Below are 18,206 nucleotides of genomic sequence, written 5' to 3' on the forward strand. Positions count from 1 at the left end.
AAACACCTCATTTTGTTCTCATTTGTGTTCTGTAGTCTATTGCAAAAATGCCTAAAACTAACACCTTGCACAATACCTAAAATTAAGTATATTTAATCCCAGTAATATCATGAAACTGATCTCAACCATGCCCCTCTCAAAGAACCAGTATATCAATCAAGTGGTTACGGTTTGGCAAAACCAGAGCCTCACAGACATACAAGAAACCACAATTCAAAAACCAACCATTGTAGAAGAAATTGGACAATATTTTGCTCCGGGAAATTACTTTTATTTCATTTTCAACCTCTGTGACCTCAAAATAGAAAGTATTGGAGGAGATCCCTTTTCGGTCGTAGGAATCAATAAGGAAGCCTTACAAATCAACACACTCATGGAAGCGGTTCATGTTGATGACCTAAAAACGATGCAAGCCAAAGAAGAAGCAGCCTTTGAGTTTTTCAACAATCGCATTCCTATTGAGCAGGTTCCCCACTATAAAGCTTCTTCTACTTTTCGTTTAAAAACACCTACCGGAGGCTACAGAACCTTCTTGCGACAGGGACAGGTACTTGCCTTAAATACCTACGGAAAGATCCGTAAAACCATTAATGTCATCACGGATATTACACACCTGCATCCCTCAATTGATCAGTCTATTTCCTTTATCAGCTCAAAGTTTCCTTCTTTTTATTCCCTGGACCCCTACACATTAACTCCAAAAGATAAAAATCCCATCAAGTTCACGCAGCAAGAGACTACGATCATTACATTAATGGCTCAAGGTCTCTCGGCCAAGGAAATTGGAATCCAATTAAATAGCTCTGTACATACGATACGTACCCATCAAAAGAATATGTTGCATAAAACAGGCTTTTCCAACAGTGTACAACTGATCGCCGACTGCATAAAAAAAGGGATCATTTAAGAGCTTGTTTGGAACCACATCTTTTGGAATAAAATTCCTCTAATTTTGACTGAGAAAGTCCTGATTATCCCCAAATAGAACCACTATTAGGCTCAAATCAGAACTTTCTCAGTCAATTTATAGAAGTTTTCTGCGTTGCACGCCGCCTTAAATCTGGATTCCAAACAAGCTCTAATAATCCCTTTTTTATCATTATCGCATCAAGTAAAGCTTACCAATATTATGTTTGAATAACCCATCATTACCCTTATCAATATCACTCTTTTTCATAACTTCTCCTGACTTCTTCACAATCACCCGATAGAGATATACCCCATTGGCCAACCGATCTCCAAACTCATCCGTTCCATCCCAGGCATAGCGTGAAATATTGTTACCTATGTGGACAGGTCCCAACTCTTCTTGTGTAATTTCACGAACTACCCTGCCTGTCACCGTCATAATCTGAATCTTTATTTCCTCTGGAATATCCGTTCCCGTTAAGGTAAATACAAAGCGCACATTATCTGAGAATGGATTGGGGTATGGATAGAAATTCGTTACAGCCTCCTCTGTGTTTACTGTGAAGGCTACCTTGTAGGACTGTCTGAAAGCTACCGTATCTATTTCCTGTTCAATCAAGTTTCCTCCAACATAGTTTCCATTGACATCTGTAGCTTCTATAGATAGCTGATACTCTCCATCTTTTAATAAAGGTTCACCTTCTACAACCCTTAGGTTAGAAACATCATTATTCTGATCTGCTACCAAATGGGCTATATTAAAGCTAGCGGTATATTGATTATTACCCTTATTATCCGACTTTACCAAACCTATATCCTTCAGGTCTTTTTCCAAGAGGATCTCTCCTCCTTCTTCTGCGGTAGCCTGACTTCGCAATTTCATCTTCACAGACGCTGTATTTTCAGACAAGCGCAAGAATGGATTGTCATCCCTTAAAGAAATCGTTAACTCCGCCTTTGGGGAGATAATATCCCCATCCAGAATTCTACGTCCATCCAAAAACACTTCCAATAAAGGATTCACCTTATCTTCCTCTACATGAAAAGCATACTCTCTCACATTATTAAAGAAGTATACTTCATTATCAGGTGTTCCTGCAGTCAGGAACAAACTATTCCCTCCCAATAAGGACTCTTTCCAAGTATCTACATTTACCTTAAGGTGTACGGAATCCTGCTGTTCCCATACCGAAGCGGGGATACTATCCGTTTCTACCGTCTTACCTTTCAAGGAATAGAATACAGGCAGTGCCTCTTCATATTTTTCTTCCGTCAAGAGCCTGAATACATAACGCAAACGAAGGTCTTCTCCTTGATAATAAGCATCCTCTTTATTCAGGTAGCTTTCTTCTACGGTGTGCTGGATTTTCTCGGTGTAGAGAGCGCCTTCGGGAAGAGAAGCATACGTCACCTTCCAATCGCGTAATTGAGAAGACTGCTGCCCTGCCGCAGGTCTACCCACTTTCCATTCCAAACGGAGGTAAGGGTACTGCTGGTATATTTCATTCAACCCTATACGTCCGTCAGCAGTAAACGTGCCCAATGAATCTACTACACCAGTATCACCTTTTCCATAAACTACCAACTCCCAATCATCTGATCGATCACCTGGGGCTACTTCAAACTCTAAAGTCTCCCATTGCCTTGCCGGTCCTATCCACTCTGACTTCACCGAACCAGAATCAGGCACCGTAACAATGGTATAGGAAGCTTCTACAGCTCTTTCCCCTGAAGCCATCAACGTATCACTTCTATTCAGGAAAGAACGTAGCATACCTCTACGTCCCACCCCTATAAAAGCATTCTTCTTTACTTTTTTCAGTTCATTAGTATCAAACCCTAAAGAAGTAAGTACTCCCGCTGAGTCATAAGCTACGATCTGCTCCATATCAATACCCCCTCTACTCAATAGTACTACATAATCTCCATCTTGCTTCACGACGGAAGAATCTCCTTCTACAAATGCTTTTAATAAAGTGCTGTTCTGACCAACAAGGTCTAGTTGATTGAGACGTACCATTGGTCCCCTTACGGTCTGATCTCTTTCGTCCACTTTAAAGCCAACCAAACGATCTAATCCTTTTCCCCATATGTTATAATTAGGAAAATAATAACCTCCCGTGGTCGCACTGACTCCTAGCAAAATTAACTCTCTTGCTGCAGATGTAGCTTCATTACCTGTTAAAGGAGCTCCTTCATAAGTCATATTCCAATCTGCACCAAATATAGAAGAAGTATACATATCCAACGTTAACTCCCGTCCTCTCACGAAGAAGGAAGGAGACTGATAGGTCAAATTTGTAAAGGCACTATCAGCAAAAGCCTGCTGGGCTACAGTTTGTTTCCACCCTTTGGCTAAAGTGGGCTCGTAAGTCACAGATACAGTATCTCCTCCTTGCAGGTCACCTTCTTCATACGTACTATAATCAGCGTAGAGGTATACCACATCTCCAGATTTTAGACTAGGGTAAAATGTCTTTACATCCAGTTTCCACGACAGCATATCGAAACCTGTGGTATCCAATTCGATACGATCTGTCAATGCAGAATCTCTTCCTATCGTCAAGGTATAGTTTCTTTCTCTCGCCTTAGGATTGAGATCATCAATCCATACAGTTAGGCTATCCTGATTGAGGATAGCATGATCGAAGGGAGCTACGACCCTTAAGGTATTCTCTGGAAAAGAATAATAAAAGTCAAAATCGGTGATAGCGTTGTTATTCAAGACTACATCCCGAACAGGAGGATCAACCCTCACAGTAAATTTATTCACCCCATTAGCATAAGGTTTTCCGAATGTATTATCCCAAACAATACGCTCCTGACTTACATTCCTAGGAATCTTTTTACGAAATCGGATGATCTCAGAAAGACTTGGGTCTGGAAAAACTCTTTCAATCTCTATAGTAACAGAATCAACACCTTCTGGCACTTTACCGAAATTGTATAAAGGAAACTCAAAAGCAAATGAATTGGACTGAGCAGAAACCTGTAAATCATTTCCGGTAGGTAGTAGCTCAAACTCATCTTTTTTGATCGCAACTGAGGGGTTTCTTGGTGTAATCACTAAAGCAGGGTCGCCTTGAAAAACCATTTGCTCTAAAGAAATATAATCAAGGGCCCTAAAACCAGGGAAAATATTAAACCAAGAAGTATATTCCTCTATCGCTCTCCTAAATTTTTCTCCTGCGGATACACTTCCAAAATCATCTTCATGTAATGTTCCCTGATTAAGCCTGCTACCATAAGTATGATTAAAGAACTGACCTGCAACTTCGTCTGCTTGTTCCGGAAAAGAGTAACGGTTTTTAGAAATAAAAAGAACCGCTCCTTTTTTATCTGCCAAAATCCAGTTCTCTGCCCAGCTTTCCCCTTTCCTAAACACATCCCCTCCAGAACACCCATTCATTAATATTACAGGATATCGACCTTCATTCTCATAACCACGCTCAACTCTTCCAATATCTAAATCGGGACCGTAAATACTTGCATGTCCAAAGAAAATCAACAATCCTACTCCTTGATTGATCTGCTTACTGACATCAATCAACTCTGTTGTATTAGAGCTAGAGCTTTTAATAATCAAAGACGGTGATACCCCACCTAGTGGTCCTTCCTGAATATAAGAGGCATATTGCTGCAAACGTTCAACAAAAAACTCTTTATCCATTCTTTTCCCATTAGACCCAGGCTCACCTGTTATTGGATCTCGCTCCCTGATCAGCAATGAATCTTCGTATCCGCCTGCTAATAATAAAGTATTCTTACGCCAAAGATCTTGTTCTCCCGGCACCTCCTGCACTCCTGGACTTGGCTTAAATCCGGAGCTTTCCATTCTATTTACTTTATCTAGGTAACTCTTTACTTGCTGAGGAGTCACGGCAGATAATCGGCCCACTGCCATACTCATAGTGTATGATGAAGAATAATGGGTTGCTACGATATTATTATCGGAAGCTGGTATCCCTAAAGGGGGGATTAAGTTATCCGGATGTGTAAGCGTTTTATCTTCTTCCAGAGATATCCCTTTTCCAATAATAAATAACTTGGGAGGAGTTTCATACCTAAACGTACGATCTACCATACGGGCAAAAGCTTTCAAGGCATAAGGAGTACGTTCTCCAAAAGAGAATGTATTATATACTTCTTCAATTGTCATCTTTAACACCTGATAACCAGTACCCTCCCTATATTTCACATATTCATTGACTGGATAATGCACCTTCCCTTTTTCATCAACATACTCAAGTAAATTATCATGAGTAATAATAAAGTAGTTGTAAGGAATATCAGAAGTATAATCCACAAAGTCCGCTTTGACTACACCTGACACTTCCCTAGCCTGAGAGGAAACGATAACTTGCCGAAAAATTGCCCCATGTGACCTGCCCTTATAATTTCCTTGAATTTCATCTCTAAATAAAGGTTGAGGATATAATGGATCGGTTACATCCCATACTACAGTTTGATCACTACTTTTATCTACATTAAAATGATATGCTGTCGTCGATTCTGCCAAAACCATCTGAATATCCCCTTCATTGGTTTGCACACTAGCTAAAGGGTAGGTTATTTTATAATAAGCCGCTGAAAATTGATTGCTCTTATCTCCTGTCGTATGATTGCCATCTTTTATTACCAACCGTAGCGTTCCGTTACTGATCCAATCTCTACTCAGAGGAGTATCAATAAGAAATGACCGGTTTTTTATCAACTTTCTTGTTGAGATTGTCGTTCCCTCTTCAACCTGTAATTGTATATCCGATTCATAATTTTCAGCCCTTAAAACAGGTAATATATTCGTTTCCAAACGGGCATTCTCAGTACCCAACAAAGACTCCTCTATATTTGGTAATATAAAGCGTTTCTCTATCGTGCCGCCTTTAGAAAGGGCTTCTACAAATCCTTCTTTTTTCTCATAACGGCTACTACCAAACGTGCCATAGCCAGGCTCTGCAAAAACATCAATCCCTTGCACCACCCTATCCCTAAAACTATGCAACTGTTCCTTCAAAATATGCTCAGGCGCAGCAGTAGGTCCTGTAATTGGAGCAGCTTCCTTAATTCGCTTATGAAACTCCCCCTCACCCAATTGCTCCTTTACCAAAAAATAAGCTGACTCATCACCATACATACTCTGATAAGGATTGACAGGTTCTCCTCCATCCTGAGTAAAAAGTACCTTATCCAACGCCCCGTCATTTTTCTGCCCATAGAACAGAAAGTAATCGGACTCATTCACGATATCATCCCCATTCTGATCTACTTCTTTGATGGCTACCTCTTTGCCTCTATAAAGCATCTTTAGCTCGGAAAACTTGGTAGCGAGTAGCTCATAACCGGCTTCTTCTAGCTCTCTGCCAGTTACTTTATAGATGCCATCTTCCTTTACAGTAATTTTCAAGTGGGGAACCTCCTTGTTCATCCAATTGTAGTTACTCGTATCCATCTGGTATACTTGCCCGATGGCTGGAAGGAGGGTAATTAGTGAGCTGTAAAAAGTCAGTAGTATTCTCTGGTACATGCTAAGGTTGTTGAATCGAATTGAACTGTTACGTGTATTGATTAATAAAACTCTACGGCTCTGCGTTTTTGGTAGCGTGGTGTTTTATTCTTGGAGGCTTCCAGGTCTGCTTTTAGAGAGAAGGTATGGGAATATAATCCTCCAACTTCCTCTGATAAAGTAGAAAAAGCATAGTCCAGGGTAAAAGTCTTAAGCTTTACTCCTATCCCGAAACTAGGTTGCATCACCCATTGTTCGGGAATATCTCCTCCGGTACTTCCTTTGATGGCCTGAAAACCTCCTATCCCTCCTCTGACAAAGGCTACCTCGTAAAAGGCAAATTCTACGCCAGCATGAGGGTCTCCACTCAATACAGGGGTTTGAAGCAAAGTATTTCTTGGTCCATCAAAAGTGAGGTCTAGTCCTGCAGAGAGCAACATGGTAGCTAAAGGTCTGGTCTCATTGGCTCCTTTCCATAACATAATATCTCTCCCCACCCCTAGCATCAATCGAGGTAAGGTTAATTCCAAGGAATTATTCGGTAAGGTATTACCTGTAGTAGCATAAATATCATAGAGTGCTTCCTGGTTAAAACTCCAGGCATTAAAGGTGGTTGTAATGTCTTTACCAACCACTCCTAGTTGCCATCCGGAAATTTCTGTCTGCAAGCCAAAATCCAAGCCGAATCCCCAGGCATTCGCAAAAATGCCTACGTTTCGGTAAAGCACCTTGGCATTGGCGCCAAAATTGAAATCCTTCAGAAGGTTAAACTTGTGAGCATAGGAAAAGATAAACGCATAATCAGCGGCAGAAAAAGACGTCACCCTGGAATAATCCACCTGTCCGTTGTCAAACAAGTAACGGGTATCTGGAATATCATCCACCGCGAATCGAATCACAGATACACCAAAGCGACTACGCTGGTCTACCCTTCCCACAAAAGAGGCATAATCATAATTGGCTATTCCACCAAAATACTGAGCATGCATCAACGCTCCGGAATATCGGCTATCTATCTGCAACATACCAGCCGGATTCCAGTAACCCGAAGTGGCATCATCAACAATGGCCACCTGTGTATTGCCCATGGCTAACCCTCTGGCTCCTGCTCCAATGAAAAGGTACTCATTGGAATACTTCGGAGCAGTGATCTGGGCCGATAACGGGAGACTAAGTCCTATGAAAATGATGAAAATGAGGTAACGCATTAATAGTTTGTTTATCGCTTATCGTTTATCGCTTATCGCTTATCGTTTATCGCTTATCGCTTATCGCTTATCGTTTAATTTAGGCTGAATATTAAACGGCAAACAATACCCCACAAACGGTCGCTATAATCCTAATCGGAATGAGGTGATCGATTATTTAATTTTTTATGTAATCAACGAACAAGTAATCACAAAAAGTATGCACAATCCTATTATCGCTTTGAAAATCACTATTTGAAAGGATCGGTTATCGGGTGCCATGCAATGGTTATCGGTTATCGGTTAAGGTAAACTATTTTACCTCTAAACGATAAGTAACAACCTACCAACATTTTTTTTAAACAATAAGCGATAACCGGTAAACGATAACCATTGCATGGCGCCCGATAACTGATTACTTCCTCTTCTCGTTAAACAATGCCTTATAAACCTGGTTTCTACTTAACTCCATCACCTCTCCAGGCTGCATATTCCCCAAACGCAGCTTCTCAATATTAATACGGATCAGACGCAAGGTGGGAAAGCCTACCGCTGCGGTCATTTTACGTACCTGTCGGTTCTTGCCTTCCGTCAAGGTTAGCGTGATAAAAGAAGTCGGTATGTTTTTTCGGAAGCGCACTGGAGGATCCCTATCTGGAAGCTGAGGATCTTGATCTAAAATTTGTGCCTTGGCAGGTAAAGTGTGATGCTTCTTTTTATTGACAGAAATCGTCACTCCTTTCTCCAACTGCTGTATCGCTTGTGGTGTAACAGCCCCATCTACTTGTACCAAGTATTTTTTACTATGCTTGAACTTCGGGTTGAGTAAACGGTGGTTTAATTTTGTATCATTGGTAAGGATCAGTAATCCCTCACTGTCCATATCCAAACGTCCTACTGGATACACATCTTTAGGGAAATCATATAGTTCTCCCAACACAGGACGACCCGCCTCGTCCTTAAACTGAGGCAGCATACCAAACGGCTTATAAATAATGTAATACTTATGTTCATTCATGATAGGGTGCAAGTTCCGAAAAAAAGTAGGAGGGGAAAAAGAGTTAGGAGAAAAAAGTGAAGACAGCCTAATATTAGAATGAAGAATGAAGAATGAAGAATGAAGAATGAAGAATGAAGAATGAAATTAATTTACGGGATGTTTGGAAACAAGCTATATCACTAGTTAAAGTTAATGTCGTCAACTTAAGGAAATAGTGCATGTAGAAAGCGTAGTGCAAACCCGCTGCAGGTCGTAGGGAGGACCCTACGACCAGTTTCTACCTTTTTACTTTCAGCTTAAATTGACAGCATTGGGGGCGACCCTACCATAAATTAATCTACTAGCAATCGATGTACTGCTGTCGCACCTTGACGATTTCTTACTTGCAACAAATACACTCCGGCTGCCATTGGCACCTCTGGTTTTAAAAGATACTGTCGCTGACCTTGTATAGACCGCTCCCATATCACCTTACCATTAAGATCTACTAAAGTCAATTGTAGAGGCTGTGTGTTTTCCGTTCTCAGCTGAAACTCCTGATTCAACATAGGATTAGGGTAGACCAGCAACTGCGTAGACAAATGATTTTCTACGGATTGAATGATTTCCTTCTCAGGGATTTCCAGCAAAGTCATATATCCCCATTTACGGGTATCATTGTGGCCTGCGTTCACCTTGGTATTATTGGCCCATGCCAGATGATTATTGGCAGCACCCTGTCCGTCCTGATCAACAACCTCTAACTCAAATCCCATAAGACTTCCAGCTACTGGCTTTTCACCTTCCCCTAGAATGCCGCTCCATGGGATTTGTATTTCCATCGTATATCCTCCTGTTATAACTTTGGAACGATACATTACAGTAGCGTCTGACTTCCAGGCTCCAAGACCTATCCATTGCGTATCTTCTCTACCATACCCAAAACGTAGCGTCACCGCATCCTCCCCTAAAGCTCCTCCTGTTTCATGTTTGCCATCAGGATTGAACCCAACTAATATATGATCGTCATAGGCGACCTCTGTATCCTTGTCTCCTTCTGATACTAATACTTGTTGATCCTTCACCTCTGCAAAAATATATACATACCCCGTATCGAAGGCTAACCTATAGGTCGCACTTAAATCAGTATTGGCAGGCACTCCTTGATTCAACACATCATAGGCTACTTTATGTGTCTCCACAGACTCCCAAAGCGTATCTAACTCACCATCGATTACAAAGCCTGAAGCATATCCCATTGACAAGCCTAAGGAATCTGCCCACTCTTTGGTCTCTACTCCTTTGCCGCAGTCTATTGAAGAAGGTATGGTTGCGTCATTTACGGCTGCTGTTGATTGTTCTTTTAAGAAAAGGGCAAAACGATCAACCGGATGTCCATTCGAACGTCCTGCGATATTAACCGTATAAGTCCCAGCCTGATTGAACTGAGCAAATAAACGCAATCCATTGGCTTCCTCATACTCCCCTTTTCCTTCCCAGCTCCATTGATCCATGCTATGTACCCACAGCTTGGCATAGTTTGCTCCGATAACTACTTTTCCCCCAGCTTCTCCATAAAACTCATCCGCTTCTATGTTTAACCAGCTATCATTTTCCTGATCACTAGCAATAGCACCCTGCCCATTACGGGAACGCCATTTAAACTGATACTTCCCAGGAGTACTGATCTTTATTTTATAGGTAGTAATCGTACTGGCTGGCACTTGATGCAAGTAGTTCCCTCCTTTGTAAACAATATACGCTCCTCCTAATGCAGCTTCCGCATAAGCATTTTCAATTTTCCATCCATTCCCCAGTTGAGCGGCACTTTCAGCCTCAACAACCACCAACCCATTTTGCTCTACGAAAATGGGATTTTGACAGGGAGCTTGCGCCAGAGAAATTCCAGGCAACAGTAAGGTCAGTAATGAGATAATTTTGATTGTTTTTTTCATAGTGATTAGGTTATTATCGGTTAAGAAAATTATTTTAACCCTAAGTAACATACAATACCCTATCGGTATTTTTTCAACACTTTTTTTAAACAATAAGCGATAAACAATAACCAATAAACTTTTTTCAATCTTTTTTAAACGATAATCCATAAGCAATCTACCGAAACTCCTTATGATCTTTGCTTTCCTGTAATTTTTCGCCTCATATTAACTTTTTGATTGTGAACGAGGTAAGTTGAATTATGTATATTCCATTAAAACCACTTGAGTAGAATCATTAAAACTGAATAAATTATTCAATATTTTGGTGGTTTAATCTTTGAAACTATACCACAACAAAAGATGACCATACTTCAGAAAATCAGCCATTACTTCCAGCAACAGGCTGATCAAGATGAACGGGAATACTATATTCCTTCCTTATGGGATGGAGTAGAAGGTGCTTGCAGGCCCTTGAAAAAAAATCCTAGTCGATGGTATGCCGATCTAATCGATCGCATCCTTCATCAACAACAAGAAGGAAAAGACTACCAACAACCTCTATCCCTATTACATCATTCGGAGATTAGTGGTGGCAATTGGACCATGCACAGCCGATTCTACAATCTTTTTCCCCGTATGACCACTTCCTATGACCACGATCAGGATGGACATGTGGGCATAGCCACACACGACACTACCTTAAGCTTAAATGGTTTTAGGGAAACAGGTACTTTTTTAAAAAGTATTGCTTTACTTCCTTACCTTCATTCCTTAGGTATAGATACAGTATACTGTCTTCCGATTACAAGTATTGGAGAAGATGGCAACCGAGGGGATTTAGGTTCTCCCTATGCGATTAAAAATCAATATAAACTGGATCAATTTCTGGCAGATCCCCTATTGCCTGACTTTAGCGTAGAAGAACAGTTTCAAGCTTTTGTCGAAGCTGCACATTCTATGGGGATGAGAGTCATTGTGGAGTTTGTACTGAGAACCTCTTCTTTAGGGGGAGATTGGGTCAAAGAGCACCCAGAGTGGTATTACTGGATTGATGCTTCCAGAGTAGAGGAATACAGTAGTCCAGCTTTCCTACAAAAAGAGCTAGATGAAATCAAGCTTATTCCTCATGGGAAAGGGACTTATCACATGCCTGATCTAAAATTTCGCTCCCTTTTCAAAGCACCTCCACAACCGGAAGAAATTAAAGTAGAGCAAGGGAAGTATGTCGCTTATACCGAAGAAGGGCGATTGGTCATTCCCGGTGCCTTTGCCGACTGGCCACCCGATGATCCTCAACCGGCATGGTCAGATGTAACATATTTGAGGATGTATAATTACCCTATAGACAATACAAGAAACGACTATAATTACATTGCCTATAATACCATACGTTATTACGATCCTAAGTTAGCAAAGGAAAAAAACGTCAATCGTCCTCTATGGGATAAACTGTCAGGAGTCATTCCTTACTATCAAGAAACCTTTGGAATTGATGGAGTGATGATGGATATGGGACATGCTATGCCCGCAGCCCTTATGGAAGAGATTATCACTAAGGCTAGGCATATCAATCCTGACTTTGCTTTTTGTGAAGAGAACTTCCACCTCACTACTTCTAGTAAGGAGGCAGGGTTCAATGCTGCTTTGGGGCATGTATGGAGAGACAGCGGTAAAGAAGGGGGTCTACAATATATTGCTAAAGAATGTACTCGTCCTTTGGCTTTGCCCTTTTATGGTACCCCTGAAACTCATAATACGCCAAGAGCTGTACAGAGAGGAGGTCTTCCACATGCCAAGTGTAGCTATGTGGTTTGTAGCTTCTTACCCCATACTATACCGTTTATACATCAAGGCTTTGAACTGGGAGAAAATTGGCCCATCAACACGGGACTAAACTTCACCCCTGCTGAAACGGATTTTTTCAGCAAACAACGTTTGCCTTTATTTTACAAAAGTGCCTTAAAGTGGAATACAGGTGAACACCTACTTCCCTTTATTAAGCATGTCAATATGACTCGTAACCTATTGGATAAAGAGCTTCCTTCTATAGATGGACATTTTATAGCCAATAACCGGGCTGAAAGTATTCGTTTACTTGATCCTCACGGAGGATTTGGACATATCCTGGCCTTTGAACGTATTGATCCTAAACATAAGGCAGAACGTATTCTAGTGGTTGCCAACACTAACTTCACCCACTCCGAAGAGTTTTATCTGGAAGTAGACGGAACACATCACAATAGCTTCTATGACTATATGTCTGGTAAGCAATATACCTTTGTGAATAGTTGGTTCTCTTCCAGACTAGAGCCTGGGGAAGCCATCGTTATGAGAATAGGATAAAGCTGTTGAATCGTTGATTCGTTGAATTGAGCTTCGCTCGTTGATTCGAGTTGATCTGTTGTATGAGTATATATCAACCAACAGATCAACTCGAATCACACGCCATGTAATGGTCACCAAAGGTGAAATTCAACGATTCAACGGTTCAACAATAGATACTGGCTCAATAGCTGTATTTTGCTCTAACAGTTCCATGACAGCCTTAGGAGAGATTGGATAGTAATAACTTTCCAATGGACTACGTTTTACTTTTAGAATATTATCTGCATAAATACTCGCCTCTATTGGCTTATAATTCAGAGGATAACTTCTTTGAACCTCTTGATGTGTGTCAATCACTTGCTTTCCTTCTACTGTGCACTCCACATGTGCCATAGAATCTGCTTCCTGAAAGGTAGAATCGGCCGTAACCGCCAAGCTCAACACCCCCCTTTGCAAATCATACTGTTCCATTTTGCTTCCTTTCCAGGCATACAATAAACGTCCATCTTCCGAAAGACTAAATTGGCTATCTACTGGAAGCTCCACCCTTTGTGCCACTTTTCCTTTTTGTTGATACAGTATATGCTCCCCTACTTTAAGCACCACCGATTGTCTATTACTGGAGAACTGCATTTGTTCTATTCTCTTGGAGCCAAATAATGACTTTAACAAGGTATTCAATTCTTGATTCACCTCTAAAACAGACTTCGTCCCTCTCCTTTCTTCCTGATCATCTGACAACAGATCCAATAAGTCTGTTTTATCATTGACCAGGCTACGAAAATCATTAATTGGGATAAATCGAATCAATTCTCCCCCTGCAGTCCATTCCTTGGTTCCCTTGGTGGTAATCGTTCTTACATTTCCTTCCTCAGTTACTTCTATTCCTACCGCTTCCCCTCCATGCGTTAAATACTTCTTATCTCCCGATGGCCCATAGCATACAAATCCTGATTGAGGATCAGTTAAAAACCAATTTTCTCCTACTTTCGCTAAAGGAAATTGCTCTTCAAAGACTTGCAATAACCTTCCATCATCAGCCAACACTTTCACCTTCTTTTGCTCCTCTTCTAAGATACTCACGGCTATTTGGTCTTCCTGCAGCCATTGAACTGCCTGTATACTAGCGCCCTCCATCAGAAAAGACTGTTGTTCTTTGCGCTCTAAGTGGACAAGCGTAGCTGTTCCGTCCGCATGCAGTGCCAACGTCTTATCTCCCGAGTGGTTAATGGAAAGTGTCGCAATACGTTTAGGGAGCGTCAAGGTATTATTTCTAAATACATTATGCCCCAGAATATAAGGCTGAAAAGATTGAAAGGCCTGCTGTACTTCTTCATTATCCTTATTGATAAAATAAGCTGCCTCTACCATTCTCACTGCTCTGGTAATATCATTCTCCTCTAATAACGCCACTTTATAAAGGTATAACAACTGACGAACCATTGCATTTCGACTAGCCAATTCTGCTTCTTCTCTAGCCTTAGACGCGTCTTCATTAGCCTGTTCTGCTTTCTCACGTTCCAGCATCAGTGCTTGCATGGCTTGAGCCGTTTTACGTTGAGAAGCCAAAGCTTTTTCCTTAGCCCAATATGCTTGTTTCGCTTGCTCCTCTGCCCTTTGCTTTTGATACTCTGCCTGATCAAATAATTTTCTTGTTTGCACGGCTGCCTGTAGTGCCTGCTGTTTCGCCTCTTCAGCGATTCGATAAGCCTCTAATGCTTTTTCTTTTTCTGTATTAGCTTGTTGCTGTGCCTGTATGGCTAACTGCCTCTCCTGTTCGGCAAACTCATATTGCTTACGGGCATAAATAAAACCTGCTCCTGCCGCAAGAAAAGAAATGCTGGCAGCGCCCAATAATCCCATCAAGATATGGCGGTCTCTCTTTTCCTTTCGAGTTTTGGCTAATAATAACTCCTCCGATGCCTGAAAAAGCTCCAACTGTAAAGCAGTCGGCAAAGGTTCATATTTCTCCTCTTCTGTTTCCTCCAACCATTCCTGCATCAAAATCAGCTCCGTATGAGAGAGCAGCATATCCTTGTTATACTCCTGACTTTTCCAGTAAAGTGCTTTTTGCTGCCACTTACTATGGGATTCCACATGATGACGATCCACTTCCAATGCCCTACTCAGCTCTCCTAAGGCTGTCGCAAAATCTTTGGTCTCCAAAAAATCTACCCATTGAATATGCTGTAGTGCCTCTGGCAAAGGGGTATCTCCCAATGCTTTATAACGCACGGTGAGTATTCTTTTTCCCTGTTCCATCGCATAAGCTACCTCGTCCTCACAATAGGGTGAACTGAGCGCATCTGGAGAAAGAATAAACAAGAAGTTATTCGCTGAGTCTATTCCCCTTTGAATCTCTTCCCAAAAATTTTGTGATCCTGCTGGAATATTTTCCTGATCGAACCAAGTATTTTTACCACTTTCCTGCAAGCTGACATTCAACATACGAGCAAAGTCAGCATCTTTTCTGGAATAAGACAAAAATACCTCCGTATCCAAATAGGCCTTTTGCTGCTCTCCTGCCTCTATGAAACGCTTTTGCAAGTCAATCGGAGGGTTCTCCTTATACTGTTCTCCTCCTCTATACCAATTTAATGCTTGCTTCAGCTGATACCCCCTCAGTAACATAGAAGGATTATGATCTGCTCTTTCCCAACGCAAGGCATGACATAAATACTGCTTGTGCTGGGTCAGGTAATTTTGATCCAACTGCAATACTCTCAATAGCTTCTCAAAGTAGCGTTTATCCGATTGCTTTAAACAAGTACGTTCTGAAAAACCAAGGGTGGAGACTTTCTCTACTTCCTGTACCAATAAAGGTACTATTCTCTTCCCTAGTGAACGAGCATACTCCAACTCTTCTAAACAGTAAGGAGACTTCATAGAAGAAGGCGATAACATCATTAAGAAGTAATCGGCACTTTCTATTCCTCTTCGTATTTCTTGTCGATAATCCTTTCCTTTCTCAATATCATCAATATCAACCCAAGTACTTTTGAGGTGTAAATGTAGTTGCTGTTGTAAGTCCCTCATCTTTCGAACTTCGTTATTGGCATAACCAATAAACACATCGGTCCAAAGGTTCTCTCCATTTTTACGGCTCTCCATCAAGAATGCCGCTTGAAGGGGAGTTTCCTCTACTACACGATTGTCTTTTTTCTCCAATAGCTTCTCTACCCAATCCAGCATTTCTTCCCGTTCCTCACCTATGAGTAAAAGCCCCCTATTCTTATACCCTTGTTCCCATATATTGGCCTTAAGCAACAATGTGGTATGAGGAAGTAACCAACCAGCATGCTTGCTTCTTAAGGATAACAACTTACGGACTACCTCCTGATATCCATCTTTGGTCTCCATGGGTATATCTACACTCCATGCTTTTAGGTAAGTACTATCTGCATGCTTCTTCCAAGAGTTCTCATAGGACTCCTTCCAATCATTGTAAATAGATAAGTCTATAACTGCCTGTCTTCCATAAATCCAATCTGTTTTTTTGATATGCGCTACAGCCTTTTCCACATCCTCTTTTTCCAAAAAAGAACTATAGTGTTGTTGGATGTATTCAAAATCTTCTATATCAGGGGCTACCTGTAATACCGGAACGATACATTTACCCGCCTTCAGGGCTAGAATATATTCTTTGATACAATGACTTGAACGAATAGAGGAAGGTGTGATCAAAAACACGACCACATGCGCAGCATGAATTCCACTTTGTATTTGCAGCTCATAGTCCTCAGCATGCAGCATACTTACCTTATCAAACCAAACGCTATGGTCTGCAAGCTGCAGTTGCTGATGCAAGGTTGCCGCCTGTAGTAAACTCTCTGAACGACTATAAGAAATAAAAAAATCAAAAACTTTATATCCAGTAGTTTTTAGCTCTTGCATGGAGATTTAGTGATTTTTGGAGTACTTGTTATTTAGGACGGAATAAATATACTTATTATAATATTTTTGTAAGGATTTTTTATATTTAAACCTCCTAAAAACATATTTCCAATTAAAAGCGCATTCCAAACAATGCAAGAACAAGAGACTGCTATTGAGAGAAAGGATGAAAACAAAAAGCCATCCATCAGCATCACTGCTGAAACACATATAGATGAGAACGAGCAATTGAATTATGAAGGCGTTGCCCATAATTACGATCCTGTTCCCAGAGATGCTGAAATTATGAAGGATACCCTTTATATACAGGAGAGAGTAGACTCTCAGATATCATGGTACGACCGTAAAAGCTCGGAAAATAAGAAAAACTACCAACGGATGAAAAAGGCTGAATCGTACCTGGCGGCCACTGTCCCTATTCTGATTACATTTAGTGCTGCAGTCCCTTCTTTTGTTCCCGCTACATGGTACCTGGATAAATGGTTACAACTTTTTGCCACCTTGGGAGGTGTTGCAGTTGTTATTCTTAACAAACTGCAGGAGCTCGGTACTTATCACAAATTATGGAAAGAATATCGCTACAACTCTGAAGAGTTACAACGTGAAAAGTACCTGTACATTACCAAGACAGAGCCTTATGACGAGAAGGATGCTTTCCCTCGTTTTGTGGAAAAAATTGAGCATATCTTAAGCTCGGAAACCAAGAAATGGCATCTTTCTCAACAGCAAGGAAATAATAATAGCCAGAAGAGACAGCAAAACTACTCCCAGCAATGGCAGATGGAAGGAGACTTTACTAAAAATCAGCAACAAGGGAAAAAGAATCGATAATAGCGCTTACCACTTACCATAAAAATATAAAGTACAGATGGCACAGCAATCGGCATATTTTTCGTTATAAAGGTAACAGGCTGTTGCAGTGAAAAAAGCCAACTGCATCATAAAAGGGAGCGAGTAACTTTCCTTGCCCGCTCCTTCACTTATTTTTCGACTCTATTTTTTAGAGGAATTAAACCATACAAATATGAAAGTTTTTTTAGGAGGTACCGTAAACGGCTCTGTGTGGAGGGATTTATTTATTCCAATGCTCAAAATTGATTACTTCAACCCTGTAGTCGATGACTGGGACGAGGCGGCTTACCAACGAGAACTGTTTGAGCGAGAAAATTGTGATTATTGCCTTTATGTCATTACCCCTAAAGCAGAAGGGTTTTATTCTATTGCTGAGCTAGTAGATGATTCCAATAAACGCCCTGAAAAAACCCTCTTTATTCCTCTTAATAACGACGGAAATCAATGGTTCTCAGAGCACCAAGTGAAATCACTGAAAAAAATTATCGCCATGGTCAAAAAAAATGGCGCCAAAGTATTTTCTAATATGGAGGAGGCGGCAAGCTTTCTCAACCAAGAAGTTAACGTATGAGTTATAAATTTATGAGTTATGAGTTTAAAATTTAAACTCATAACTCATA

General features: G+C 40.9%; 9 protein-coding genes. 4 read left to right on the top strand and 5 right to left on the bottom strand.

The window, feature by feature from the left end:
• Window positions 1-109 precede the first annotated feature (109 nt).
• Complete coding sequence (locus ABD985_RS05890) at window positions 110-907, top strand: response regulator transcription factor (RefSeq protein ID WP_345370000.1); 798 nt, start codon at window positions 110-112, stop codon at window positions 905-907.
• A 192-nt stretch (window positions 908-1,099) separates the two neighbouring features.
• On the opposite strand, the gene porU2 is transcribed toward ABD985_RS05890, so the two are convergent.
• From porU2 to ABD985_RS05910, 4 genes are all read right to left on the bottom strand, one after another.
• Complete coding sequence (porU2, locus tag ABD985_RS05895) at window positions 1,100-6,433, bottom strand: putative type IX secretion system sortase PorU2 (protein ID WP_345370002.1); 5,334 nt, start codon at window positions 6,431-6,433, stop codon at window positions 1,100-1,102.
• 41 nt (window positions 6,434-6,474) lie between these two features.
• Window positions 6,475-7,620, bottom strand: a complete 1,146-nt coding sequence (locus tag ABD985_RS05900; RefSeq protein WP_345370004.1) for a putative type IX sorting system protein PorV2 — start codon at window positions 7,618-7,620, stop codon at window positions 6,475-6,477.
• Between the two features lie 394 nt (window positions 7,621-8,014).
• Window positions 8,015-8,617 (bottom strand): pseudouridine synthase, encoded by a 603-nt coding sequence (locus ABD985_RS05905; RefSeq protein WP_345370006.1) that lies wholly within the window; start codon window positions 8,615-8,617, stop codon window positions 8,015-8,017.
• A gap of 314 nt (window positions 8,618-8,931) precedes the next feature.
• Window positions 8,932-10,533: a sugar-binding protein gene (locus tag ABD985_RS05910; protein WP_345370008.1), complete on the bottom strand. Its 1,602-nt coding sequence runs from the start codon at window positions 10,531-10,533 to the stop codon at window positions 8,932-8,934.
• Window positions 10,534-10,875: 342 nt separating this feature from the next.
• On the opposite strand from ABD985_RS05910, the gene ABD985_RS05915 reads away from it, so the two are divergent.
• The gene (locus tag ABD985_RS05915) at window positions 10,876-12,858 is read left to right on the top strand and encodes an alpha-amylase family glycosyl hydrolase (RefSeq protein WP_345370010.1); all 1,983 of its coding nucleotides are present in this window, start codon (window positions 10,876-10,878) and stop codon (window positions 12,856-12,858) included.
• A gap of 129 nt (window positions 12,859-12,987) precedes the next feature.
• On the opposite strand, the gene ABD985_RS05920 is transcribed toward ABD985_RS05915, so the two are convergent.
• Complete coding sequence (locus ABD985_RS05920) at window positions 12,988-16,734, bottom strand: TIR domain-containing protein (protein ID WP_345370011.1); 3,747 nt, start codon at window positions 16,732-16,734, stop codon at window positions 12,988-12,990.
• Between the two features lie 132 nt (window positions 16,735-16,866).
• Here ABD985_RS05920 and ABD985_RS05925 point away from each other — a divergent pair, with 132 nt between their 5' ends.
• Together ABD985_RS05925 and ABD985_RS05930 are read left to right on the top strand one after the other, a co-directional pair.
• Window positions 16,867-17,565: a DUF4231 domain-containing protein gene (locus ABD985_RS05925; RefSeq protein ID WP_345370012.1), complete on the top strand. Its 699-nt coding sequence runs from the start codon at window positions 16,867-16,869 to the stop codon at window positions 17,563-17,565.
• Between the two features lie 193 nt (window positions 17,566-17,758).
• Window positions 17,759-18,157, top strand: a complete 399-nt coding sequence (locus ABD985_RS05930) for a nucleoside 2-deoxyribosyltransferase domain-containing protein (protein WP_345370013.1) — start codon at window positions 17,759-17,761, stop codon at window positions 18,155-18,157.
• Window positions 18,158-18,206 lie beyond the last annotated feature (49 nt).

The organism is Algivirga pacifica, assembly GCF_039543525.1.
Taxonomy (GTDB): Bacteria; Bacteroidota; Bacteroidia; order Cytophagales; family Flammeovirgaceae; genus Algivirga; species Algivirga pacifica.